Source organism: Leucobacter komagatae (assembly GCF_006716085.1).
Lineage (GTDB): Bacteria > Actinomycetota > Actinomycetes > Actinomycetales > Microbacteriaceae > Leucobacter > Leucobacter komagatae.
Map to the genome: position 1 here is coordinate 1,128,072 of NZ_VFON01000001.1, position 25,668 is coordinate 1,153,739.

Annotated in this window: 18 protein-coding genes; 10 read left to right on the plus strand and 8 right to left on the minus strand. The window is 69.4% G+C overall.

From position 1 onward, the window contains the following. Positions 1-116: 116 nt before the first annotated feature. Positions 117-3,467 carry an ATP-dependent helicase gene (locus FB468_RS05235; RefSeq protein ID WP_141886403.1) on the minus strand — a complete coding sequence of 1,117 codons (3,351 nt, stop codon included), beginning with the start codon at positions 3,465-3,467 and terminating at the stop codon, positions 117-119. After that, positions 3,464-6,637, minus strand: a complete 3,174-nt coding sequence (locus FB468_RS05240) for a UrvD/REP family ATP-dependent DNA helicase (protein ID WP_141886404.1) — start codon at positions 6,635-6,637, stop codon at positions 3,464-3,466. The genes FB468_RS05235 and FB468_RS05240 overlap by 4 nt, the downstream gene beginning before the upstream one ends. Positions 6,638-6,734: 97 nt before the next feature. Between FB468_RS05240 and FB468_RS05245 the strand changes: the two genes are divergently transcribed. Next, complete coding sequence (locus tag FB468_RS05245; protein ID WP_141886405.1) at positions 6,735-9,374, plus strand: penicillin acylase family protein; 2,640 nt, start codon at positions 6,735-6,737, stop codon at positions 9,372-9,374. A 263-nt stretch (positions 9,375-9,637) separates the two neighbouring features. Next, positions 9,638-9,853, plus strand: coding sequence for a DUF3107 domain-containing protein (locus tag FB468_RS05250; protein WP_141886406.1), 216 nt, complete (start codon positions 9,638-9,640; stop codon positions 9,851-9,853). 77 nt (positions 9,854-9,930) lie between these two features. Here FB468_RS05250 and FB468_RS05255 read toward each other — a convergent pair whose 3' ends face one another. Beyond that, positions 9,931-10,581 (minus strand): metal ABC transporter ATP-binding protein, encoded by a 651-nt coding sequence (locus FB468_RS05255; RefSeq protein ID WP_141886407.1) that lies wholly within the window; start codon positions 10,579-10,581, stop codon positions 9,931-9,933. 55 nt (positions 10,582-10,636) lie between these two features. Between FB468_RS05255 and aztB the strand changes: the two genes are divergently transcribed. From aztB to FB468_RS05275, 4 genes are read left to right on the plus strand one after another with little or no spacing between them, the layout of a single operon-like run. Beyond that, positions 10,637-11,497 carry a zinc ABC transporter permease AztB gene (gene aztB / locus FB468_RS05260; protein WP_141886408.1) on the plus strand — a complete coding sequence of 287 codons (861 nt, stop codon included), beginning with the start codon at positions 10,637-10,639 and terminating at the stop codon, positions 11,495-11,497. Then, positions 11,494-12,741 carry an ABC transporter gene (locus FB468_RS05265; RefSeq protein ID WP_141886409.1) on the plus strand — a complete coding sequence of 416 codons (1,248 nt, stop codon included), beginning with the start codon at positions 11,494-11,496 and terminating at the stop codon, positions 12,739-12,741. The genes aztB and FB468_RS05265 overlap by 4 nt, the downstream gene beginning before the upstream one ends. Continuing rightward, positions 12,738-13,757, plus strand: coding sequence for a zinc ABC transporter substrate-binding protein AztC (gene aztC / locus FB468_RS05270; protein WP_246055765.1), 1,020 nt, complete (start codon positions 12,738-12,740; stop codon positions 13,755-13,757). The genes FB468_RS05265 and aztC overlap by 4 nt, the downstream gene beginning before the upstream one ends. Positions 13,758-13,797: 40 nt before the next feature. Beyond that, positions 13,798-15,063 carry a hypothetical protein gene (locus tag FB468_RS05275; protein ID WP_141886410.1) on the plus strand — a complete coding sequence of 422 codons (1,266 nt, stop codon included), beginning with the start codon at positions 13,798-13,800 and terminating at the stop codon, positions 15,061-15,063. Between the two features lie 79 nt (positions 15,064-15,142). Here FB468_RS05275 and FB468_RS05280 read toward each other — a convergent pair whose 3' ends face one another. Next, the gene (locus FB468_RS05280) at positions 15,143-16,564 is read right to left on the minus strand and encodes a bifunctional phosphopantothenoylcysteine decarboxylase/phosphopantothenate synthase (protein ID WP_141886411.1); all 1,422 of its coding nucleotides are present in this window, start codon (positions 16,562-16,564) and stop codon (positions 15,143-15,145) included. A gap of 73 nt (positions 16,565-16,637) precedes the next feature. Here FB468_RS05280 and FB468_RS05285 point away from each other — a divergent pair, with 73 nt between their 5' ends. Next, entirely contained in the window at positions 16,638-17,468 is an 831-nt protein-coding gene (locus FB468_RS05285; protein ID WP_141886412.1) for an NRDE family protein, read from the plus strand. A gap of 330 nt (positions 17,469-17,798) precedes the next feature. Here FB468_RS05285 and FB468_RS05290 read toward each other — a convergent pair whose 3' ends face one another. Next, the gene (locus FB468_RS05290; protein WP_246055766.1) at positions 17,799-18,968 is read right to left on the minus strand and encodes a methyltransferase domain-containing protein; all 1,170 of its coding nucleotides are present in this window, start codon (positions 18,966-18,968) and stop codon (positions 17,799-17,801) included. 15 nt (positions 18,969-18,983) lie between these two features. After that, entirely contained in the window at positions 18,984-19,703 is a 720-nt protein-coding gene (locus tag FB468_RS05295; RefSeq protein WP_141886414.1) for a ferritin-like fold-containing protein, read from the minus strand. 197 nt (positions 19,704-19,900) lie between these two features. Here FB468_RS05295 and FB468_RS05300 point away from each other — a divergent pair, with 197 nt between their 5' ends. Beyond that, positions 19,901-21,493 (plus strand): DEAD/DEAH box helicase, encoded by a 1,593-nt coding sequence (locus FB468_RS05300; protein ID WP_246055767.1) that lies wholly within the window; start codon positions 19,901-19,903, stop codon positions 21,491-21,493. 75 nt (positions 21,494-21,568) lie between these two features. Continuing rightward, a complete protein-coding gene (locus tag FB468_RS05305) occupies positions 21,569-22,429 on the plus strand; it encodes an alpha/beta fold hydrolase (RefSeq protein ID WP_170219632.1) in 861 nt (286 codons plus the stop codon). 30 nt (positions 22,430-22,459) lie between these two features. Here FB468_RS05305 and FB468_RS05310 read toward each other — a convergent pair whose 3' ends face one another. Beyond that, positions 22,460-23,302: a PHP domain-containing protein gene (locus tag FB468_RS05310; RefSeq protein ID WP_141886417.1), complete on the minus strand. Its 843-nt coding sequence runs from the start codon at positions 23,300-23,302 to the stop codon at positions 22,460-22,462. Positions 23,303-23,346: 44 nt separating this feature from the next. Beyond that, positions 23,347-24,099 carry an SDR family NAD(P)-dependent oxidoreductase gene (locus tag FB468_RS05315; protein WP_141886418.1) on the minus strand — a complete coding sequence of 251 codons (753 nt, stop codon included), beginning with the start codon at positions 24,097-24,099 and terminating at the stop codon, positions 23,347-23,349. A 113-nt stretch (positions 24,100-24,212) separates the two neighbouring features. On the opposite strand from FB468_RS05315, the gene FB468_RS05320 reads away from it, so the two are divergent. Next, positions 24,213-25,586 (plus strand): aminopeptidase P family protein, encoded by a 1,374-nt coding sequence (locus FB468_RS05320; RefSeq protein WP_141886419.1) that lies wholly within the window; start codon positions 24,213-24,215, stop codon positions 25,584-25,586. The last annotated feature ends 82 nt before the right edge of the window (positions 25,587-25,668 follow it).

A 25,668-nucleotide genomic window follows, 5' to 3' on the forward strand; every position in this document is an offset into this window, starting at 1 on the left:
CTGACGGCGTGACCGAAAGCCCCTGAGTGTCTGATTCAGGGCTCGACATGTATCTCACTCTACCCGTCGGTGCCGCTACCCCCAAGAGAAGTCAACAACCTCATGTCCAGCAACAGCTAGCTGGTTTCACCCACGAGTTTCTCGGCTGCCCCGAGCCACGCCTCCTCAAGTTCAGCGAGCGTGCGCACTTCCGTGCCGCGAATCTCGACGTCCTCGGCAACGTAGAACAGCGATACGTCGATGCGCTCGGGCTCGATGCCCGCCCACTGGGCGTAGGCGTGGCGGTACAGGTCGAGCTGGAAGAACCTGCTCTCGCGCTCGGCATCGGTCGCCGGGGCCCGCCCAGACTTCCAGTCGACGACCTCGAAGCGAGATGCTGCTTCACCGTCGGCCGCGAGCTCGTAGACAGCATCGAGCTTGCACACGAGCGTGCGCCCCGCGAAGGGCAGCGCGACCTCAAGCTCGACCGCGATGGGCTGCTTGTCGGCCCAGCGCGACCGCTCGTAGACGTCGATGAGTGGCTGCAGCTCCTGCTCGTGATCGAACTCGCCGCGGCCCGGGTCCCACTCTTCCGGGTCAATGCCGAGGAGCGGGATCGCTGTCCCGCCCGCGGTCGTGGCTCGCCGCTCGACCCACTCGTGGAAGCGGTTTCCGATGCGGGTTCGCCGGTACGGGCGCTGCGGCACGGGCCTGATGCGGTGGCGCTCAGCCGTCACCGGGTCTTCCACAAACTCGTGGAAGGTAGAGGCCGTGATCCGCTCGGGCAGCGGCCCCGGGGCGCCGCTTTCGCCACCGCTCACGCGCTCGGCGGCTTCCCGCTCAGCGAGCAGCAGCCGAACGGTCTCATCAATGCTGCGCTCTCCGTCCGAGCCCGCCGTGATCGCTTCACTGACCTCTCGCGCGGCGCGGAAGACCTGCGGCGCTCGCGCCCCGAGCGGGTCGAGCGGCCAGCTCGCGGTGAGCTCCGCCCGCTCGCTCGGGTCGGCCTCGTGGGCGCTCACCTCAGGCAGCTCGGGGCAGAACTGCCCCTGCAGCTCTCGCAGGTATACCGATGGGGTGCGCGGCCGGGTCTGGCCACCCCAGAACGAGCCCGACAGCAAAAGCAGCCCCGCTGAGCGAGTGATGGCCACGTAGGCGAGCCTGCGCTCTTCCTCGGCGTGACGCTCTTTGAGCTCCGCACGGTATTCGTCGAGCCGCTCGCACAGCTCCTTCTGCGTCGTCGCTATACGCCAGTTGAGCTGCGGCCTCGCGTTTCGGTCCCCGCGCAGCTCGTCGGGAAGTTCGCCGGTGCGCAGCCAACCCGATCCGCTGCGCGCGCTGCCGGGAAACTCGTCGGTCGCGAGCCGTGGCACGGCCACGATGTCCCATTGCAGCCCCTTGGAACCGTGCGCCGTGATGAGCTGCACGGTGCCCGGCAGGGGCGCCGCGACGTGTTCGGCGACGTCGTCATCTTCGATCGCTCGCTCGATCCACTCGAGCAGTGAGGCGAGCGTGCCACGCGTGTCGATCGCGAGGAACCCCTCCGCGAGCGACGTGAACGCCTCGATGTTCGCGAGCGCACCCGCGGCTGCACCGCGCCCCTCGTTCGCCTCAAGCTCGATGTCGAGGCGAAGCGCGTGCATGACCGAGCCGATGAGGTCTGCGGTGTTCCCGCCGACGCCCTGCCTGAGGTCGCGCAGCAGTTGCCCGGCCTCGCGCAGGCGCTCCCGGCCCTCCGAGGTGACCCCCTTCAGCGCGCGGTGGTCGAGGTCACGCATCGTCGAGATCGCGTCGAGCGCATCGATGAGGGTGAACTCCCGGTCGGGGTCTGGCAGCACGCTGTCGGCCTCGCGGTCTGCGTCGATGAGCGGCTGCTGCCCGATGTCGCGCTTCGCGAACCAGCGGGCGGCGTCGCGGAGCCCCGCAAGGTCTGCCACGCCAATGCGGAACCGGGGGCCCGCGAGCAGTCTGATCAGGTCGCCGCCCGCGTCCGCGTACCAGAGGCAGCGCAGGCAACTCACGATGTCGGTCACCTCGGGCGTGCTGAGTAGCCCCCCGAGCCCGACGATCCGATTGGGCACGCCCGCCTCGGTGAGCGCGGCCGCAAACGCTGGCATCGCCGCGCGCTTGCGGAAGATCACCGCGGCGGTCGGAGGCTCACCGTTCTTCCCGGGCACGCGTTCCCGAGCGTCCGCGATCCAGGCGGCCACGGCCTCCCGCTCCTCGTGCACGGTCTCGGGGTACACGACCGCCACCTGGCCGTCGCCGGCCCCGGGCTTCGGCCGGAGCTCGGGGACGTCGACAACGGCGTTCGCGCGGAGCTCAGCCGATACCGTGTTCGCAGCTTCGAGCACGAGCTTCGGGTTGCGCCAGCTCACCGACAGCGTCAGCGTCGCGGCGGCTTCTCCGCCCCTGAAGTCCTGGTGGAACGACCGCAGCCCCTCGGCCGAGGCGCCTCGCCAGGCGTAGATCGACTGGTGTGGGTCGCCAACCGCCATGACCGGCATCCCGCCGAAGAGTGTTGAGAGCAGCCGCGTCTGTCCGACCGAGGTGTCTTGCACCTCGTCGAGCAAGACGGCCCGATAGCGTGAGCGCAGTGCGCCTCGCGCCTCAGGTACCGAGTCGAGCGTCTGGGTCGCGAGCGCGAGTTGGTCGGAGAAGTCGATAAGCCCTCTCCGCTGCTTCTCCTCGCCGTACGCGCGGGCGAGTCGCGTAATGAGCGGCGTCTCCTCGATCGCTTTCACAGCGTCCCGCACCTTCGCGTAGACCTTGCCGCTCGGCTTCTCGGGATCCTCTTTCTCGTTATACGGGAGCCGCGTCACGCCTCGGAACTCTGCTACGAGCTGATCGACCCGGTCAAAGCTCGTGAGGTGGTCGGCAACGGCGCGATCCATACCGATCACGTGCCGTATGAGCGTCGGGGTGCGCAGCTCGCTCGTCACGAGCTCTGGGTCGTCGCTCGCGAGCAGCGTTTCGCGCGCGACGCGCCACGCGGTCGCCTCGTCGATGACGGTCGCGCCCGGAGCGAGCCCTGCAGCCGCACCGAACTCTTGCAGCACCCCGGCCGCGAACGAGTTGTAGGTGCTCACGTCGGGCAGTGAGAGCCCGTCGGCGAGCTGCTCCTGCAGCTCGCTCGCCCGCGCAAGCTCGCGCTCGCTGAGCTGCCCGAGCTCGGCCAGGTCTGTGAGGCGCGCGACGAAGGCGCCGAGGCTGCCAACGATGCGCTCGCGGAGTTCGCCCGCCGCCTTCCTGGTGAAGGTGAGGCCGAGCACCGCGTCGGGCTCTGCGAGACCGTTGGCGACGAGCCAGACAACACGGTTCGCCATCGTCTCGGTCTTGCCGCTGCCCGCCCCCGCGATCACGAGCGTGCTCCCGGAGAGCGGGTGCTCGATGACGGCGCGCTGCTCGTCGGTCGGCAGCAGCGGCTGCTCGCCCGGCTTCGTGAGAATCTCAGCGACCCGCGCCGCCGAAAAGACTGGAACTGTCATGCGTGGCTCACCGCCTGGATGATGTGCAGCCGGCAGTTGCCCGGCTTGTGTGGGTCTGAGCAGTGGTGCTCGATGCGCGCAGTGAACTCGCCAGCGGCCATCGTCTCGGCCACCGCGGCGACGCGCGCTTCGAGCTGCTCGCGGGCCTCCGGGCTGAGACCCGACTGCTCACGCTCGACGTAGCCCTTGCCGCGCGCGGCATCCGGGTGCACGTAGAGAAGCTTCGCAGCGGTGTGCACGTCGCCCTGGGCGGAGCTCTCGGCCGCGACGTCGAACGCGCCGAGCAGCACCCCGAGCTGGTAGGCCTGCAGCTGCACGTGGTCTTCGGCCTCGGGTTTCGTCGCCGGAGTGCGCCCGGTCTTCAGGTCGACGACGGTGATCTCGGCACCCGCCGGCGTCTGCTTCGATTCGAGCCTGTCGGCGATCCCGCGCAGCTCGGCCCGGCCGACCGCGAGGCTAAAGCTCGACTCCTGCCCGAGGAGCTCTTTGCCCGACGCTTCAAACTCGCGCAGGTAGTCCGAGAGCCCGCCAGCCATATCCGCCGCGGTCCGGCGGGCGCGCTCTGACTCCCACTCGGCGTCGAACGGCAGCTTTCGCCACTCCGCGAGAATCGCCGCAAGCATCGCCTCGGCGTCGTGCCCCTCGACAGTCTCGAGCGCGTGGTGCACGAGCGTGCCGAGGCTCGCCTGCACGCTGCCGGTGCTGCCGCCCAGGGCCCCGATCGCCCAGTCGAGCGCGCAGGTCTCGGCCTTCTCGAGTTGGGACGGGCTCACGGGAATGGGCCGCGGCTCCTCGTCAGCCGCCTGCTCGAAGAGCGGTGCGCTGCTCGAGGGTTCGAGGACCCCGTACCACTGCGCGGGTTCCGCGCCCGGCACGCCGGCCTCGGCGAGCGCGGCGAGCGACGCGAGCGCGACTTCGTCGCCCGCCTGCTCGACGGCCCGGCGGCGCATGGCTGCGGTGATGCCTCGCAGCGTGAGTCGCGAGCTCGGGAGCCCGTCGACGGCGAAGTCGGAGCCGAGCCCGAAGAACGGGCTCGGGTGGCTTTCTTCGTCTGCGACGGCGACGACAAGCAACTCTTCGGTTGCGCGCGAGCAGGCCTGGAGAAACAGCCGCAGCTCGTCGTGGGTGGTGTCACGGCGCGACGGCATGAGCGCTTCGCCGCCGCGCAACCACCGTTCAAGGGCCGCGGTGCCGAGCAGCGAGCCGCGCGCCCGCAGGTTCGGCCACGACCCGTCCTGTACGCCGACGACCGCGACGAGCGCGAACTCGCGCCCGATCATGCCCTGCGGTGTCGTCACCGTGACCGTCTGCAGCTCGCTGCGCTGCGCCAGCGAATCCTCTGGCACGGTATTGCGGAGGATGTCTTCAAGCAGCTCAGCGATCGGCTGCTCACTGTCTTGCTCCTCGTGCCGCTGGAGCGCAAAGAACAGCCCGACGACAGCGTCGAGTGCCCGGTTTGCTTCGTCCGCGCGCAGGCCGCGGCCCGCGATCGCTTCCTGCTGCCAGCGGTCGGCGAGCTTTGCGCCGTCCCAGAGCGCCCAGAGCACCTCACGCGGCGTACCGCCGCCCTCCTGCACCCGAGCGCCCGCGGCGGCCATGAGCCCGAGCCTGCGGATGGCGCGCCCGCCGGCGCTGTCGACCACGGGGCTCGGCCCGGGGAACGCGAACGCCTCGAACACCGCTTCATCGACTGTCGCCGGTTCTCTGCCCTCTTCGCGGGCAGCCCGCCGCTCGTCGAGAAGCAGCGCCCCGCGCAGCCTGCGCACCGCCACCGGATCAAGCCCGCCAACAACGCCGCCAGCGAGCCGCAATACCGCGGGGGCGTCAAGCGGCGCGATGCCGAGGGTGTGCTGGAGGAGCGCGACGAGCTCACGAACCACCTGGTGCTCGCGCAAGACGATGCCGCCGGCTGCGACGCCCGTCGGCACCTGGTGCCCCGCGAGCAGCCGCGCGACCCGCGTCACCTCGGCGCGAGTGCGACACACGACCGCCATGTCGCCCCACTCAAGGCTCCTGTCGCCGTCGAGCCCCAGCTTCCGCGCCCGCATTCGGTGGGCAATCGAGCCGAGCTGCTCGGCGGGCGACGAGGCCCGCGAAAATTCGACGGCGTCGCGGGTGGCGGGTTCGGCGCTCACGGCGGCGCGGTGTGCGGCTGCCCCCGTGATCCCGATTCTCCCGCTGAGAGTGGTCACGAAACCGCGGATCACCCCGCCGTGCCGATACACCGTGTCGAGCGTGGCGACCTGCTCGACGGCGCCCGGCGGCGGCACCCACCCGCGCCGCACGAGCTCGGGAGTGAGACCAGCGAGCACGCGCGTGTGCTCGCCCTGGAACGCGCTCGTCGCGACATCGGGGTCGCCGAAGACCCACACGGCGCTACCAGCCGCCGCGCACGCGGCAACAAGCGCGAGCTGCCCCTCACCGAGCTCTTGCGCATCGTCGATGAGGATCAGGCGCGGCGCCGCACCGCGCCCGTCACGAATGGCCTGCGCGGCGAGCCTGAGCAGGGCGCTCGAACTCACCTCGTGCACGCGCTCGGCGGCGAGCCGGCGCTGCACGGCGTCGAGGAGAGCGAGCGCTTCACGCCAACGCCCGGCGAGCATCGGATCGGGACCCGCCGTGAACGCCCGCGACGAGCTCTGCGCCGCGGCTTCGGCAAGCTGGCCGGCGAGGCTGCGCGGGGCGAGCGCGAAGTCATCAAGGACGCGCCACAATTCGCGCAGTTCGGCGCGGAACGGGGCGCTGAGCAACACCTCGGGTGCGAGCCCGCCTTCCGCTCGCGGCTCCGTCTGCTCGATGTGCTGGAGCACGGCCTCCGCGATCGCTTCGTCTTGCACGGTGCCGGTGAGGAGCCGCGGCGGCGCCTCCCCAGCCTCGGCCGCGACGCGCCCCAGCACCGCGAACGCGAACGAAGACGCAGTGCGTACGGGCGCCCCGCCGAGTGCGTGCGCGAGCCGCTTGTGCACCAGCTCGCGCAGCCGGGCCGCAACCAGGCGGTTGGGCGCGAGCACGAGCGCGTCGCCCTCAGCCCACCCGTCGAGAGCCATCGCCCGCGCAAACGTTTCGACCACGAGCCCCGTCTTCCCGGTGCCGGGAGCGCCGAGCACCCGCGCGTGGGCTCGCGGGTCGAACCCAAGCACGCGCTCTTGCGACGAGTCGAAGTTGGTCATGCATTTAGCCTAGTGAGCACCACCGACACCGGCGCGACCCTGTGCCATACTCAAAGCTGGCTCTGTACCTACAGACGGCCCTCAGAGTGGAGGAACGATGACTCAAGCTGCTACCGATCTCCCGCAGGTCCCCGCGGGAAGCACCCCGAAGAAAAAACGCCGAGCTCTGCGCGTGATCGGCTGGATCGTCGCGAGCCTCGTCGTGATCGCCCTCGTCGCGGCCGGGCTTGGGGTGTGGACGGTGCAGCGATCCTTCCCGACGGTGTCGGGAACCGTCACGGCGGCCGGTCTCTCCGGCGACGTCACGGTGCAGCGCGACGAGCGCGGGATCGCGACGATCACCGCCGACACGAGCGAAGACCTGTTCTTCTCGCAGGGATACGTGCACGCGCAGGATCGGTTCTGGGAGATGGACTTCCGCAGGCACCTCACGAGCGCGCGGCTCTCCGAGCTCTTCGGCGAGTCGCAGGTCGGGACCGACTCGTTCCTGCGAACCCTCGGGTGGCAGCGCATCGCGGAGCAGGAGTATGCAGACCTCTCCCCCGAGGTCCGCGCCTACTACGACTCGTACGCGGCGGGCGTGAACGCCTACCTCGCGGAGCGCAGCGGCAGCCAGCTCTCGCTCGAGTACGCGGTGCTCGGGCTGCAGAACTCGGGCTACGAGCCCGAGCCCTGGGAACCGGCCGAATCAATCGCGTGGCTCAAAGCGATGGCGTGGGATCTGCGCACGAACATCGAGGACGAGACCGCGAGGGCGCTGCAGGCGCAGTATCTTGACGCTGACCAGCTCGCCGACCTGTACCCCGGGTATCCCTTTGAGGAGCACCCGGTGATTCTCGCCGACGACCCGGCGGGGCGCCGCGTCGTCGCCGTCGGAAAGCTCGAGCAGGGCGCGGCGTTCGTCGAGGGGCAGCTCGGGAAGCTCGTCGAGTCGCTGAACCTGCAGCCGCTCGAGGAGCTGCTCGGCAAGGTCGACTCGCTCATCACGCAACAGGGCGAAGGAATCGGGTCGAACTCGTGGGTGGTCTCGGGCGAGCTCACGACGACGGGCAAGCCTCTCCTCGCCAACGACCCCCACCTCGGCGCGGCCCTGCCGTCGGTCTGGACACAGATGCAGTTGCGCTGCTCAACGGTCTCTGAAGCGTGCCCGTTCGACGTCGCGGGGTTCAGCTTCTCGGGGCTGCCGGGCATCGTCATTGGGCACAACGCAGACATCGCATGGGGCTTCACGAACCTCACGACCGACGTCGCCGACCTGTTTGTCGAGAGCGTTGACGGCGACAAGTACTGGTACGACGACGAGTGGCACGACATGACCACGCGCGAAGAGACCATCAAGGTCGCGGGAGGTGACGACGTCACGCTCACCGTTCGCGAAACCGGCCACGGCCCGATCGTTTCCGGGCTCACGGGTGACTTCACCGCAATCGCTGAGAAGCCCCGCTCTGAGACTCCAGAGGGGAAGATTCTGCCCGTCGGCCCGGGTGACATTGGCGGCACGATGCCGTACACCGAGTCTGCGCTCGCCCTCAGGTGGACCGCGCTCGACGCCGGTTCGACGCCCGAGGCGATCTTCATGCTGAACCGGGCGGAGAACTTCACCGACTTCCGCGAGGCCGCAAGCAAGTTCGATGTTCCCGGCCAGAACCTCATCTACGCCGACCCAGACGGCAACATCGGCTACCAGGCACCCGGCAAGCTGCCGATTCGAGCCAAGGGCCAGGAGGGCTACCTCCCGACCCCGGGCTGGTCGAGCGACTACGACTGGCAGGGCTTCATTCCGTTCGAGGAACAGCCCTGGTCGTACAACCCGAAGTCGGGCTACATCGTCACCGCGAACAACGCGATCGTGAACGACGACTACGCCTACTTCCTCAGCCGCGATTGGGATTACGGCTACCGCGCCGCGCGGATCGTGGAGCTCCTTGAAGCGAAGATCGCCGAAGGCCCCGTGAGCGCCCTAGACCTCGCGGAGATTCACATGGATAACCAGATGCCCGCGGCGAAGGCCCTCAAGGACGCGTACGCAGGTGTTGCGGTCGACGACGCCGGCGTGCAGGGGGCGCTCGAGCTGCTCGCTGGCTGGGACGGCCAGAACGCGATGGACTCCGCTCCAGCGGCCTTCGCAAACGTGCTCTGGGAGCACCTCACCGAGCGCATGGTCTCGGGTCGAGACGGCGATATCCCACGCGACGACCAGTCGCGCTTCGCCCGGATGCTGACGCTGCAGCTCGAAGACCCGAAGTCTGAGTGGTTGACAGCGAATGGCACCGAGGCGCGCGAGGAGTTCCTCGCGGGCGCCGCGAGCGACGCCTACGCGGAACTCACACAGCTGCAGAGCAAGAACTCGGAGAAGTGGAACTGGGGCAAGCTGCACGCCATCACCCTCACCCACGGCACCTTCGGCGAGAGCGGCATCGCGCCGATTGAGGCGCTGTTCAACCGGGGGCCGTACGACACGTCGGGCGGGTCAGGCGTGGTGAACGCGACGGGCTGGGCCCTCGGTGAGGGGTATGCAACGTCGACCGTGCCGTCGATGCGCATGGTCATCGATGTGTCTGACTGGGACGCGTCGACGTGGCAGAACCTGACCGGCCAGAGCGGGCACGCGTTCCACAAGAACTACACCGACCAGGTCGAGGGCTGGGCGACCGGCGAGCAGTACGCCTGGGCCTTCACCCCGGAGGCCGTCGGGGCTGCTGCGAAGGACACGCTCACGCTCACCCCAGCAAAGTAGGGGCTGTCGGGCTATCGCACGGGCCTCAGGCCGAGGCCCTCCACCGGCAAACGACCCTCGGTATGCCCAATTCGACACTTTCGGGCATACCGAGGGTCGATTGCATGGCATGTGCGCGACGAGGGCGGCAGGCACTCGAGCACGTGCCACTGGTGCGCTGACGGCGAACGAGACCCGTTCACCGAGCGTGGACGCATACACTCAAAGGAGAAAGAGTTGCGGCGCAGGCCGCAACCGCATCATGACTTGGCCAGGAGGCAGCTGTGGAAGTACGGATCGGCATCAACCAGTCGGCTCGCGAGCTCTCGTTTGAGACCGACGCGACGGCTGAAGAGCTCAGCACGCTCATCCAGGCCGAAGCGACGGGCCTCGTATCGCTTGCCGACAACAAGGGCCGCACGTTCCTCGTGAACCGCGAGTCGATCTCGTACGTCGAGCTCGGCAGCGACACCTCGCGCAAGGTGGGCTTCGTCAGCTAACGCGAGCTAGCTCAACGCATCACGCACAGCGAGCGTGGCGGACCGATTCTCGGTCTTCGTCACGCTCGCTTTGCTGTTCACGGCTTCACTGGGAACGACGCCTCGCGCGTCAGCGTTGCGACCCCGTCGCGGAGTGTCACAACTCGGTCAGCGGCCTCGATGTCGGCGGCGTCGTGCGTCACGCAGGCAACGGCCACGCCTCGGTCAGCCTCCTCGCGCAGGATCGCCCGGGCGCGCGCTCGGCTGCGCTCGTCGAGCCCGGCCGCCGGCTCATCGAGAATGAGCACGCCAGCCCCGACCGCAAGGCCCTGCGCGATCAGCACTCGCTGCCGCTGCCCTCCCGAGAGCCGAGCGAATGGAGCATCGGCGAGGCTCTCGGCCCCGACCCGCTCAAGCGCTTCGCGCACGCGCCGCCCCGACGTGCGTGACCGGGCGACAGGCGACGCAGCGCCCAGCGCGACGACCTCGCGCGCCGTGATTGGCAGCATGGCCGGGGCATCCGGACGCTGCACGACCAGAGCGACGGGCGCATCCAGCAGCACTTCGCCGGATTGCGGGCTCCGCACCCCGGCGAGCAGTTCAACGAGCGTCGTCTTCCCCGCCCCGTTCGCGCCGACGATGGCGGTGACACGCCCGGCGGGGAGGTCGATGTCGACCCCGGAAAGCACTTCTTTTCGGTCGTGAGCATAGAAAAGCGCGCGCGCCCGCGCGGGTGAGGATTCGGTCATGGGCATCAATCTAGCATGTTGAGAATGGTTTTCATTATCGGTATCGTCGGTGTCCATGTCCTGGATATTCGATGCCCTCGGTTCAGCGTTCTTCGCTCGTGCCCTAGTTGGCGGCGCGCTCGTCGCGGTCATCTGTGGCATTGTCGGCAGCTGGGTGGTCATCCGTGGCATGGCGTTTCTCGGTGAGGCGATCGGCCACGGCATGCTGCCAGGGGTCGCCCTCGCCACGATCGTCGGCGCGCCTCCCGTCGTAGGCGGGGCTATCTCGGCCGCTGCGATGAGCACCCTCATCGCACTCCTGCAGCGGCGAGGCCGGCTCTCCTACGACACGAGCATCGGGCTACTGTTCGTCGCGATGCTCGCTGCCGGCGTGATCATCGTCTCGCACTCGGGAAGCTTCGCAACCGACGTGACCGCCGTACTCTTCGGCGACATTCTTGCGATCTCAGCCGCCGACATCGCGCTGCTTGCCGCGGTCAGCGTCGGTGTTGTGGCCATCGCTGCCGCTCGCCACCGGGCGTTCGTCGCAGTCGCCTTCGATCGCAGGATCGCTCAAGCCCTCGGCTACCGCCCCGCCCTCACCCAGGGCATGCTCGTCGGCCTCGTCACGCTCGCCGTCGTTGCTTCGGCGCAGGCTGTCGGAACGCTCCTCGTCATCGCGTTGCTCCTCGGCCCCGCGGTGGCGGCGCAACCCTGGAGCCGACGAATTCCGGGCCGCATGGCCCTCGCAACGGGCTTCGGAATAGCCGCGGTCGCGGTCGGCCTCGCGGTTTCCTGGGCGGCGGGATCCGCGGCGGGATCCACTATCGCGGTCAGCGCGGTGGCCGCCGCCGGGGCTTCCCACACCGCGCACGCCGCCGCGGCCTCCCTGAGACGCCGCAACTCCCACCCTTCAACGCTAGAAAGCCACGCATGAATCGCACTCTCGCCATCGCTCTCGCCTGCGGAGCAGCCCTCCCGCTTGCCCTCGCGGCCTGCACGGCGGCCCCCGCACCACAGCCGGATCAGTCCGCGGCGGCATCGCCCGAGGCCGCATCCTCCGACCACGGCAGCGTCGCCGGCGCGACCGAGGTCGCCGAACCGCAGCTCCAGCTGCTGACGGTCACCGCCGCGGGCGACGTCGGCCTGCTCGACCTCCTTGACGGCGGCGAGCGCACGCTACCCACCGTTCCGGCCCCCGCACGCCTCGCGACCGATGGCCGCTATGTCTTCAGCGATTCCGGGTCTGGCGTCTCAATCACCGACAGTGGAGCCTGGACGTGGGACCACGGAGACCACTTCCACTACTACCGGGCAGACCCCGCGCATCTCGGCTCGGTCACCGGGGAGGGCCCGGCGGCGGTGACCGGCGATGTCCTGTCTACCGCGGGCTCGACGGGGGTGTTCTTCGCGGGCTCGGGCGACGCGGTGCTGCTCGATAACGCCGAGCTGAGCTCCGGTCGCGTTGTCGAACGGTTCCGCGTGCGGGAGGCGCCACACGTCGGCATCGCGGCGCCGCTTGGCGCTGGCGCGCTGGTGTCCCACCTCGATGAGGCATCGGGCGAGACGCAGCTGCGGGTGCTTGACGCCGGCGGCAAGCCGACGGGCGCTATGACCGCATGCGAGTCGCCCAGAAGTGCGACGAGCACTCGGGCGGGGCTCGTCGTGCTGTGCGAGGGTGGTGCTGTAGTCGCGGCTTCCGGTGACCTCGAGTTCGTGAGCTTGCCGGCGGATGCCGGGGGTTCGCCGGTCAGCCTCTCCGGCAGGAAGGGCCGACCCGTGCTCGCCGGGCCGGGCGCAGACGCTGCTGGCCAGCCAGGCACCTGGAGCTTTGACGCCAGGGCTCTCTCGTGGCAGTGGTCGCCGGCCTCCGCTCCGCTCCTCAGGGTGAGCGCCGTGGGCGATGACGAGGGTCACGTCGTCGCACTCGACACGGAGGGCCGCGTGCACGTCGGCCACGGGGGCAAGGAGACCGCCGTGACTCCCCCGCTGCTGGATCCCGCTGACCTCGAACCCGGCGCGGCTAGCGCGGTTACGCTCTCCGTCGACCAGCAACGGGCCTACCTCAACGCTCCGACGGCCGGCATCGTCTACGAGATCGACTACGCCGACGGCGCGAGGGTTGCGCGTGAGCTCACCCCTGCTCTCCGGCCCGACTTCGTCGCGGAGGTTGGGCTGTGAGCGGCGGGCATCGCCGAGCGCGCGCCGCGTTGAAATCCCGTCGCATTGCCCTCCTCGCGGTCGCCGCGCTTGTGCTCCCGCTCGCAGCCTGCTCTCAGGCCCACACCGCCGCGGACGATGCGGCGGCGGGCACTCGGCCCCAGGTCGTTGTCACCACCAACATCCTTGGCGATGTGGCGTCTGAGATCGCAGGCGACTCGATTGACGTGACAACGCTGATGAAGCCGAACGCCGACCCGCACTCGTTCGAGATCTCGGCGCAGCAAGCGGCCGCGCTCGACAGCGCCGACCTCGTCGTATCGAACGGCCTCGGGCTCGAGGAGGGGCTACAACGACACCTCGACCGGGCGGCTGCCGCCGGGGTCGAACAGTTTGTCGCTGGCGCGGAGATTGACCCCCTGAGCTACGCCTCAGGGGCGGATCACGCAGCGCCCCAGGGGCCAAACGGTTCGGCGGTCGCGGATCCTCATTTCTGGACCGACCCGCGGCAGATGGTGACGGTCGCACGCGCCCTCACCGACGCCCTCGCCGCCCTCCCCTCGCTCAGCGACGATGCCCGCGCTGCCATCGCGGCGCGCGGATCCGCCTACGCTCAGGGGCTCGAAGACCTCGACGCGGCGCTCGCCGAGCGATTCGCGGAGATCCCGAGGCAGCAGCGGGCACTCGTCACCAATCACCATGTCTTCGGCTACTTCGCACAGCGCTACGACTTCACGGTACTTGGAACCGCGATTCCCGGGGGCACCACGCTCGCCGCCCCGAGCGCCGCCGACCTCGACGCGCTGGTGACGGCGATCACCGACGCAGGCGTACCGACAATCTTCGCGGAGTCGTCGTCACCGGATCGGCTCATGCGCGTACTCGCAGACGAGGCGGGCATCACCGTGAACGTCGTGCCGCTCTTCACCGAGTCGCTGTCGGAACCGGGCGGTGGGGCGGAGAGCTATCTCGAAATGGTCAGTACGAATGCTGATCGCATCGTTTCGGGCCTCACGCCCCGCCAGCCGCGGCAGTAACGCTTTCTACCATCACTCACTCACAACACAAAGGAGAACTATGCAGACCCACACAATCGCTCGCCCGCGGCGCGGAGCACGAATCGGCTGGCTGGCTGCGGCCTCGCTCAGCCTCGGGGTCGCCGCACTCAGCGGGTGCGCGCCCGCTGCCCCAGCCGGCCAGGATGCCCCAGCCAACGAGGACTCCGCCCACCAGCACGGGAGTGGCCGTGACTCGACCCACACAGCGCTCGCGGTAACAACGCCCGGCAGCGTCACCGTGCTCTCGAGCGCAGCTGGCGCGGGCGGAGGGATCGAGGCCGTCGGTTCGTTCGCGACCGAGGACTTCACGCGGCTCAACGCCTTCGGCGACGGCAAGCACCTCCTGCTCACCACCTCGAAGGGCTTCGAAGTCGTCGATACCGAGGCCGCACGACTCACCGGGCTCGTGTTCCCGGCGACCGCGGCCGGCCACGCCGTCCGCCACGCGGGCACGACCGCGCTCTTCGATGACGGCACAGGCAAGACAACGCTCGTGCCGACCGACGCGCTGCTCGAAAACAACACGACCGCCCCGAAGTCTCGCGCGTATACGGCTGACGCCCCGCACCACGGGGTCTCGATCGAGCTCGCAGACGGGACGCTGCTCACCACCGTGGGCACGGCAGAGTCGCGCACGGGCGCAACGGCGCTCGAGCCGCACGACGACCACTGGCACGACCTCACCATGTCGGCCGAGTGCCCCGGCATCCATGGCGAGGGCACCGCGCGTGACGAGGTCGCGGTATTCGGCTGCGAAGACGGCGCGCTGCTGTACAAGGCTGGCAGCTTCACCAAGCTCACCGCGCCAGACGCGTTCGGCCGTATGGGGAACGCGTTCACCGCGCCCGATAGCCAGATCGTCGTCGGCGACTACAAGAGCGACCCGGATGCCGAAGGGTACCTGCTGAGCGCGGTGACGCTCATCGACACCGACAAAGAATCGTTCGAGGTCACCTCGCTGCCCGACAACGTTCGCTACACCTTCCGCGGAGTCACGCGTGGCCCCGACGGGGGCGCGTACATCCTGTCGACGGACGGCGCTGTGCACGTCCTCGACACCGCAAGCGGCAAGATCGTCAACTCCTTCCCCGTGATCAAACCTTGGGAAGGGCCCGCCAACTGGCAGGATGCGCACCCGGCCATCGTCGGCGACGGGAACATTGCGTACATCACTGAGCCCTCGGCGAAGGCGGTGCACGCGCTCGACCTGAAGACGGGCAAGAAGATCTCTTCGATCACCCTCGATGCGGTGCCCAACGAGATCGCGGTCGCGGTCGGCGAGTAGTAGCCGCCTGCGCGGCAGCGCCCCGCGTGGGTAGCCCCGCCTCACGGTGAGGGGCAAGCCACGCGGGGCGCTGCTTCCGCTAACTGACGAGCGGGCTGTCGGCGAGGTCGAGCTCATCGCGAACGGCATCGAGCAGCGCGTCAGCGACTTCACGTTTTGACCCGGCGACGGCGGCGACAACATCGCCGTCGATATCGAGCACTCGCACATCGTTCTCGTGCGACTCGAACCCCTCGTTCCAGCCGACGGCGTTCACCGCGAGCAGATCGACGCCCTTGCGTGCGAGCTTGCGCCGGCCACGCTCAAGTAGCTCGTCTTCGTCATCGACCGTCTCAGCGGCGAAGCCGACAATGACCTGGTTGTCCTGGCGCTCACGCACAAGACTCACCAGGATGTCGGGGTTTTCGACGAGCGTCAGCGTTGGGGCTTCTCCGGGAGCATCCTCTTTCCTGATCTTCCGGTCAGCGACCTCGGCCACCCGGTAATCAGCGACCGCTGCGGCCATGACCACCACCCGCGCGCCCTTCGCAGCCGCGTGCGCTGTCGAGTCGAGCTCCGCCGTCGTGCTGACGGGAACGATACGCACCGCGGGATCCTGCGCGACCTCGGCGAGCACCTCGCCGTCAACGTTGGCGGCCAGCAGCACGACCTCAGCGCCGCGATCTGCCGCGGCAACGGCGATCGCGATGCCCTGCCGCCCGCTCGATCGGTTCCCCAGGTACCTGACGGGGTCGATCGGCTCGCGGGTACCGCCGGCGGTGACGAGCACGCGGATCCCGGCGAGATCCCCCCGCTCGCGCGCCTCGGAGTCGACGCCGCGGACGTCGCCGTGTGCGCTCTCCGCGACGGGCGGCGAGAAGACTTCGGTCGGCGCGTCTGGCGCGTCGGGTCCGGCCCCTCCGGGCGCCTCGGCTACGTCGTCGGCTGCTAGGTCGTCACCAGCTTCGAGCGCGGTCGGCGATGCGCCGGACTCGACGCCGGCCAAGAGCTCCTCCACCCGCGCGAAAATATCGGCCGGTTCGCTCATGCGGCCCGGGCCACTGTCGTTACCGGTGAGCCGACCGCTCTCAGGCCCGACGAACGAGACGCCGCGCGCTCGCAGGATCGCGACGTTGTCTTGCGTCGCGGGGTGCTGCCACATCTCAGTGTGCATGGCCGGGGCGACGAGCACGGGCGCGCGCGTCGCGAGCAGCGTGGTGCCGAGCAGGTCATCGGCGAGACCCGCCGTCATCCGGGCCAGCGTGTTCGCGGTTGCCGGGGCGACGACGACGAGGTCGGCGTTCTGACCGAGCGCGACGTGCCGCACCTCTGGCACGTCGTCGTGCACCGATGTGGTGACCGGGTGTCTGCTGATCGCTTCCCAGGTGGGCTGCCCCACGAACCGCAGCGCGTCTGCAGTCGGCACGACGTGCACCTCATGCCCGGCCTCGACGAGCAGGCGGGCGAGGGCAACGGCCTTATACGCGGCGATTCCGCCACTCACTCCAAGCACAATGTTCACGCCTCAATACTCGCACTGATTCCTACGATTCGGCAGTGACCAGGGGCCCGGCCGCGCCGGTACACTCGGGTGCATGTGTACGGTCGTGATCGAAGTTCCCGCTGACCAGGCCGCTCCGACGAGGGTGCTCGCGGTCCGAGACGAGGATCCCGCTCGCCCGTGGGACCCGCCCTCTGAGTGGTGGCCCGACTCGTACCCCGGGACGGTTGGGGTACGAGATCGGCGCGCGAACGGCGCCTGGCTCGCCGCGCGGCAGGGCGCCGCTCTACAGGGGGCCGGACGGCTGTCGGTCGTTGTCAACCGAACGGGCGAACTCATTGAGCCTCCGGGCGGGTTCACCTCTCGCGGCGGTCTCGTACTGGCCTCGGTCAACGGCGACGAGCTCACCAACCCGCCGACGGCCGCGCCGTTCTCGCTCGTCGAGGTCGTGGGCTCGTCGGCGTTCGTATCGGCCTGGGACGGGGTCGAACTGCGCCGCGATGCTCTCGCCCCCGGCGTGCACATGCTCGCGCACCACGACGTTGATGACCCGCGTTCGGCCCGCATCGCCCGGTGGCTGCCAGAGTTCCAGGCTCTCGCCGGAGCCCCCGATTCCGAGTGGCGGGACCTGTGGGTGGATCTTCTCGGGCGCACGGCTGAGCTCGCACCCACCGATGACGATGCGATCGTGCGCGACAACCGCCCGCTCGGCTACCCCACGCTCTCACTCTTGATGTGTGTTGCCGAGGTTCGACTGGCCCTCGACGCAGCGGCTGGTGGCGCTGGTGGTGCTGGTGGTGCTGGTGGTGCTGGTTCTGGTTCTGGTTCTGGTGCCGGTGCCGGGGGTGCTGGTGGGGTCGACCTGCGCTGGGCCCCGTTCCCCGACCCAGGGGTCTGGGGCACCCCCGAGTTCACGCGGGTGTAGCCACCCGCCCACCGCTGCCGCCCCAACCGCCGCCAACCGCTACCGCCCGCCTGCCGCAGCTGTCGCAGCCGCCCGCCGTTTCACCCGCATTGCACCGATGCACCCACAAAAAACGCGCAAAAACCGGGTGAATCGGTGCAAAGCGGGCACATCGGCCGTTGGGGTCTTGGGCGGGCAAGCGAGCTGAGACGGGCTGGCGGGCTGGCTGGGCCGAGCGCGGGAGCGCCCCGGCCGTGCTCGCCAGACCGTGAGCGCGGGAGCGCCCCGGCCGTGCTCGCCAGGCCGTGCGCGCGGGGCCAGCCCCGGCAATGCTCACCAGGGTGTAGAGCGTCAGCGACGCTCGAGCAGCACCGCGACCTCAAGGTGCCCCGTGTGCGGGAACATGTCGAAGAGCCGGGCCTGCCGCACCGAGTACGACGGCATCCGTTCGAGGTCACGCGCGAGGCTTTCGGGGTTGCAACTCGAGTAGATGACGTGCGGAATCTGAGACCCCTCAAGCCACTCAGACAGGGTCTCACCGATGCCGCGGCGCGGCGGGTTCACAATGACGAGCTCGGGCAAGTCTGCCGGGGCTGCGGCGAGCGCGAACTCGGTCGCGTCACCCGAGAGGAACCGTGCGGGGATGCCCGCCTCGGCAGCGCTGCGCTCGGCGGAGCGGATGGCCTGCTCGCTCAGCTCGACCCCGAGCACGTCGCGTTGCGCGCCCGCGGCGGAGCGCGCGGTGAACAGGGCAAAGCCGCCGACGCCGCAGTACAGGTCCCAGAGCGATGCTGGCCCGACGCCGTCGACCCACGTGGCGGCCTGCTCGTAGAGCGCGAGGGCCACGCGCGTATTGGTCTGGAAGAAGCTCTGCGGCCGCAGGTACAGCGTCACGGGCGAGAGCCCTTCGCCGAGTTCCATGGCGAGGGCCGACCCGGTGAGCGGTTCCTCTCGCTCCCCCTCAAGCACCGCCTTGTGCTCGGGCAACAGGTTGACGGAGATCACAGCCGCCTGCGGCAGCAGCTCGCGCAGTGTGTCGACCCGCGCGCGAATCATCCCGAGTCCGTGCTCGCTACGCACGACGAAGCGCACCATCAGCTCACCAGCCGGGCTCACGGTAACGTGCACGTACTTGAGCTCGCCACGCCGTCGCGGCACCGAGTACGGCGCGATGCCCGACGCGTTCACGAAGTCGGCAAGGAGAGGGATCACGGCCTGGATCTCCGGCTCGTGGATGAGGCACTCGGTGAGGTCGACGCCGGCGCCGCCCCGGTCGAGGATCCCGAGCGTCACCGCCCCGGCGGCCCCTCCGACGGCGAGCTTGGCGCGGTTGCGGAAGCCCGCGACCCCACCGGCGACGGGTGCGAGCCAGGCCGCGGCGGGAACACTGGGCAGCAGCGCAGCGCAGCGCTCCTGCTTCACGCGCAGCTGGGCATCGATCGGCGTCTCAATGAAGGTGCACGAACGGCACACCCCTGCCTCGAAGTAGCGGCAGTGGGGCGGCGCGGCGAGGTCTTGCACGGGCAGCACCATCGGTTAGGCGGTGAGGCCGAGCCCGTCCATGCGGCGGATGTGGTCGGCGATGAGCTCGGTGAACACGGGCTCCACCTCGCTCTCGACGAACTCGCGCTTCTCGCTGAGGTTCAGCACGGCGCGCGACACGAGCAGCGTGTCGCCGACGAGGCGGCGCCCCCAGAGCGCGAGCCAACTCGAGAGCTTCGGGTCGTCTTCAAGCGCCTGCTCGAGGAGGCCCTTCAGCGCCTGGCGCCCTTCGCCACCCGTCAGCACAGCGATGGCTTCCGTGCGGTAGGAGTCTTTCAGGCCGGTTGCGAGGCTCGCGAAGAAGTCGTCGAACAGGCCGCCGACGAGGTACAGCGACAGCACGTGCTGGTGCCAGTCATCGGTGTCGATGCGCTCGACGTAGTCGTCGATGACCTTCGTGAACGGGCGCATGACAACGTGCGGCTCAGAGCCGCGGCGACGAATCTCGTCGGCGAGTCGCTGCTGCTTCGAGAGCGTCTCCCCGGCCACCCGGGCGAGCGTCTCTTTCGCTTCGAGCGTCGCGGCGCCCGAGACGCCCCGCGTCGCAGCCTCGTAGAGCTCGAGCTGCAGGTACGCAGTCAGGCCCAAGAACGGCATGATTCCGGGCGCGAATTCGGCGAGGTCAACGCGCTCAGCCGCAGACTCGCTTGCGTGCGAGAGCGACGTCTTTGAGGGCGCCTGCTTCTTGCGCAATCTCCGGATCCAGTCAAACACGGTGCCTAGCTTACCTCCGCGGCGGAGCACCGCGGGAATACCTTGCATAGAAATACCACAGTCGGAATCACGCAGATGTCGCATTTCCCCATAGACTGATGGGACACGTATTTTTCTCCGTCGCCGCTGGAGTGTCGGAGGCTGCGCCCTGTCTCACGCGCAGCAATGCACAATCGAACACAGAACAGGACACAGGCGTGACCACATTTGTAGAACTCGGCATCGACGAAGACATCGTCGAAGCACTCACCGAAAAGGGCATCTCCGAGGCCTTCCCCATCCAGGAGCAGACGATCCCCCTCGCCATCACCGGCCAGGACATCATCGGCCAGGCGAAGACCGGCACCGGCAAGACCTTCGGCTTCGGCCTCCCGCTGCTGCAGCGCCTCGGTGCGAACCCCGAGCCCGGCGTGCAGGCGCTCGTCGTCGTTCCCACCCGCGAGCTCGCGATGCAGGTGTACGAGGATCTCGAACTCGCCACGAAGAACCGCGCGACCACCGTCGTGCCGATCTACGGCGGCAAGGCGTACGAGGGCCAGATTGAGCAGCTGAAGGCGGGCGCCCAGGTCGTCGTTGGCACCCCGGGCCGCCTCCTCGACCTCGCGAGCCAGCGCGTGCTCGACCTCGGAAACGTCCGCGAGATGGTGCTCGACGAGGCCGACAAGATGCTCGACCTCGGCTTCCTCGCCGACATTGAGAAGCTGTTCTCGAAGACCCCGGCGAACCGCCACACCATGCTGTTCTCGGCGACGATGCCCGGCATCATCGTGTCGCTCGCGCGCCGGTTCATGTCGAACCCGATCCACATCCGCGCGACCGACCCCGACGAGGGCGCGGCGCAGGCAAACATCCAGCACGTCATCTACCGCGCGCACTCGCTCGACAAGGATGAGGTCATCGGCCGCATCCTGCAGGCCGAGGAGCGCGGCAAGACCGTGATCTTCATGCGCACGAAGCGCGCTGCGGCCCGCCTGCAGGAGGAGCTCACCGACCGCGGCTTCAGCGCCGCCGCCGTGCACGGCGACCTCAATCAGGATCAGCGCGAGCGCGCCATGGCCGCGTTCAAGTCGGGCAAGAAGGACGTGCTCATCGCGACCGAGGTCGCGGCCCGCGGCATCGACGTTGACGACGTGACGCACGTCATCAACCACACGGTTCCCGACGACGAGAAGGCGTACCTGCACCGCGTCGGCCGCACGGGCCGCGCCGGCCGCACGGGCATCGCCGTGACGTTCGTTGACTGGGACGACTTGCACAAGTGGGCGCTCATCAACAAGGCGCTCGAGTTCGGCATTGCCGAGCCCGTCGAGACCTACTCGTCCTCGCCGCACCTGTTCACCGACCTGAATATCCCCGAGGGGTCGAAGGGCCGCCTGAAGGCGACGCCGGTGAAGGAGACCGCGCCCCGGGGCGAGCGCACTCGCTCACGCACCTCGGGCGGGCGCTCCGCGGGATCAGGATCGGGATCAGGATCGCGCTCCGAGTCGAGCGGCGAGGGCGGTTCGAGCCGCACGCGCCGTCGCACGCGCAGCGCGAACCCGCACGGCCCTGGCCGGCACGAGTCACACGGGCACGAGCAGCACGGTCACGATACCGACGGCGGCAGTGAGCCCGGCGCTCCCGCGCCCGAGGGCGCCGGCTCCGACGGAGAGGGTGCACCGCGCCGCCGCCGTCGTCGCGGCGGCCGTGGCCGCGGAAACGGGGCTGCTGCCTCGGCGGAGAACACGCAGGCCGAGGGCGGGCAGGCTGACAGCGGCGCACCGGCGACCTCGGAGGCGCCCGCCGCGTAGCTCGCCTGACGTCTCAGGCGTCACGGTTCGCAACATCTCTTCGTGCTCATGCCCGCAGCGTTTACGCTTGCGGGCATGAGCATTGATTTTCCCGCCCTGCCGGATTCCGTTTCAGTCGACCGCGTCGAGGTAGCCCCCGAGGTCGAGCTGCGCGTGCTCCGAGCCGGCGCTGGCGCACCCGTCGTGTTCGTTCCCGGGTGGAACTTCTCGGCTGAGGTCTTCGTGCACCAGCTCGCGGGCCTCGCTGACGCTCACGAGGTCATCGCCGTTGACCCGCGCGGCCACGGCGAATCGAGCAAGCCACTCACGGGCAACAATTTCCCGCAGCGCGGCCGCGACCTGGCTGCGCTGCTCGCTGCTCTCGACCTCCGCGACGTCACCCTCGCCGGCTGGTCGTTCGGCGTGCTCGACGTGCTCTCGGCGCTTGAGGTCGACGGAGCGGGCGACCGCGTCGCCAAGCTCATCCTGATCGACGAGCCGCCGCGCGTGCCGTTCGACCCGACAAACAAGGCGGAGTGGGGCGAGGCCGCGCTCAGTCACGACGGGCTGCCGGCCTACGTGAAGTTCCTCTCCACTGACCGCCAGGGCTTCCTCGAGTACATCGCGGCAGACGCGCTCGGCGTCGCAGCAGCAGAGGCCGATACCGAGCCCGCCGTCGCGAAGCTCGTCGCCGACGGTGCCCGCACGCCCGAGCACATCGCGATCATCACCGGCGTCGAGGGCCTCGCAACCGACCTGTCGGCGCCCGCGGTCGCGTTCGACGGTTCGGGCAAGCCGCTGCTCTTCATCGCGCAAGCGGGCTGGGCTGACGACGCACGCCGCTGGGTGACGGCGAATCTCCCGCACGCGGAGTTCGCGACGATCCCGGTGCACGCAGGGTTCCTCACCGAACCGGAGGCCTTCAACGCGCGGGTTCGCGAGTTCCTCGCGGGCTGACCGACTCCGCAGGGGCCCGATCCCGCTCGACTAGCGTGGCGTCGCGACGCCCGCGCGAATACGCTCGACGGTCTCCGCTGGCGTCGTCCGCTCCCCCAGCCGGTTCGGCTTGCCGGCGCCGTGGTAGTCGCTCGCGCCGGTGACCGTGAGCCCGAGTTCGTCGGCGGCCTCGCGCAGGGGCGGCAGCCAGTCTTCGCGGTTCTCGGGGTGGTTGAGTTCGATTCCGCCGAGCCCGGCCCGGGCGAACGCCCGCACCGCGTCGACGGGGGTCGGCGTGCGCTGCCGCTCTGCGACGGGGTGCGCGAGCACTGGGAAACCGCCGGCTGCGCGGACGAGCCCGATCGCGTCGACGGTGTCGAGGGCGTACGTCGGCACGTAGTACTTCGACCGCGGGTGCAGCACGTCGGCGAACGCGGCGCTCCGGTCGACGAAGTACCCCGCCGTCACGAGCGCGTCGGCGATGTGCGGGCGGCCCACGGTCGTCGCCTCAAACTCGCCGACAACGTCGTCCCAGGTGAGCCGGTAGTCATGCGCGAGCAGCTCGACCATCTCGCGGGCGCGACCGAGGCGTGCCTCGCGCACCCGGGCGAGCGCGGCAAACAGTTCACCGGCAGCCGGGTCGATCCCGTAGCCAAGCAGGTGCCGCGACTTCCAGTTGTACTTCGTCGTGATCTCGATGCCCGGCACGAAGTCGAGCCCGCCCTCGGCCGCCGCGGCCCGACCCTCATCCCACCCGTCGATCGTGTCGTGGTCGGTGAGCGAGAATCCGGCGAGCCCGAGCGCGGCAGCTTCGGCTGCGATCTCCGCGGGCCTCGTCGTACCGTCGGAGATCAGGGAGTGCGTGTGCAGGTCGTAGCCCGCGCTACCAGTCATTCCCCCAGTCTACGAGGCATCGGGCACGCGAACTGCCGCTGCGACTACGGCGCCGTGTACCCGCCGTCGACGAGGTGGTAGCTGCCAGTGACGAACGAGGCGGCATCGCTCGCGAGAAACGCGACCATGTGCGCGATCTCCTCGGCGCGACCCAGCCTCCCCATCGGGTGCTTCGCAATGAGCGCGGCCCGTGCCGCCTCGTCAGCGTTCTTCAGGAGCGGGGTGTCGACGTAGCCAGGGCCGACCGAGTTCACGCGGACGCCGAGCGCCGCGTTCTCAAGCGCCGCGGTCTTCGTGAGCCCGACGACTGCGTGCTTGCTCGCGACATACGCCGGCGAACCCGCGCTGCCGACACTGCCGAGGATCGATGCGATGTTCACGATCGCCCCACCGCCGTGCTGTGCCATGTGCGCGACCTGGGCGCGCGTGCCGCGGAACACGGCCGAGAGGTTGATGTCGATAACGCGCTGCCAGTCGGCGTCGGAGTACGTGGCGGTCGCGCCGACCGCGCCGCCGATACCCGCGTTGTTCACTCCGATCTTCAGTGGCGCAAGCGCCTTGGCGGCACGCACCGTCTCGTCGATGACCTCGACCGCGCCCGCGTCGCCGATGACCGCGACGGCTTCGCCGCCCGCGCCCGTAATCTCGGCGACGACGGCTTCGGCCGCCGCCGCGTCAAGATCCTGCACGACGACCTTTGCCCCGTTCTCGGCGAGCAGCAGCGCGACCGCCCGCCCGATCCCTGATCCTGCGCCCGTCACAATTGCCGAGCGATCTGCGACTTCGTACTGTGCCATGAGCCAGTGTCCTCTCCAACGGAAATCGGCCCGGCCGGACGCGCGGGCCCGACCCCAACGCTACGCCCGTATCCGATGCGCGCGCACCCAGGCGAAAGTGGGAGGATGGAGGAATGACCGAGAACACGACCGCCACCCACGAGGCGGAGATCGACAATAGCAACCGGAGCACGACACCACAGTCGGACGCGTTCCTCACCTACATTTCCTCGAGCTGGGCCGACCGGGTCGACGAGCTCCCCGCCGAGCTGCCCGTCGCGAAGTTCGCTGCCGAGCGCCGGGCGAAGCTCGCCGCAGAGTTCCCCGGCAAGCGACTCGTCGTGGCGGCCGGTGCGCTCAAGCAGCGCTCGAACGACACGTTCTACCCGTACCGCCCGCACAGCGCGTTCGCGCACCTCACAGGGTGGGGCTCGGAGTCTGAGCCGGGCGCGATCCTCGTGATCGACGCGTCTGGCGAGACGACCCTCTACTTCCAGGAGCGCGCGGGCCGCGACTCCGACGAGTTCTTCGCGAACCCCGAGATCGGTGAGTTCTGGATCGGGCCGCGCCCGTCGCTCGCCCAGGTCGCATCGCTCCTCGGCGTGCAGACCGCGCACCTCGCGGAGTTCCAGGCGGCGGAGGGCGACCTCACGCTCGACGACGCCGACTTCGGTCGCGCCACGAGCGAGCTGCGCCTCGTCAAGGACGCGTATGAGCTCACCGAGATGCAGGCCGCCGTTGACTCGACGCAGCGCGGCTTCAACGAGGTACTGGCGGCGCTCGGCGACGCGAGCGCTCACCCCCGCGGCGAGCGCGTCATCGAGGGCGTCTTCAACCACCGCGCCCGCCTCGACGGCAACGAGGTCGGCTACGAGACGATCGCCGCGGCGGGCGAGCACGCCTGCACGCTGCACTGGATCCGCAACGACGGCGCCGTGCGCGAGGGCGACCTGCTGCTCCTCGACGCAGGTGTCGAGCTCGACAGCCTCTACACCGCAGACATCACGCGCACCGTGCCGATCTCGGGCACGTTCACCGAGCCGCAGCGCAAGGTTTACGAAGCCGTGCTCGAAGCCGCTGACGCCGCCCGCGCGATCGTGAAGCCCGGCATCCGCTTCGGCGACGTGCACGACGCCGCGATGGCCGTCATCGAGCGCCACACCCGCGAGTGGGGCCTCCTCCCCGAGGCTGACGGCACCCCCTACCACCGCCGCTACATGGTGCACGGCACGAGCCACCACCTCGGCCTCGACGTGCACGACTGCGCGCAGGCGCGCCGCGACATGTACCTTGACGGCATCCTTGAGCCGGGCATGGTCTTCACGATCGAGCCGGGCCTCTACTTCCAGCCCGACGACCTCACCGCACCCCCGGAGTTCCGTGGGATTGGCGTGCGCATCGAAGACGACATCGTCGTCACCGAGGACGGCTGCGTGAACCTCTCGGCGAACATCCCCCGCACGGCAGACGACGTTGAGGCGTGGGTGCAGGGCGCCCGCAAGGCGTAGCTTCTTCCCAGCGGCTTCCCCGCGCACGAACGGGCCCCTCGATCCTGGCGGATTCGAGGGGCCCGTTCGCGTTGCCAGCCGG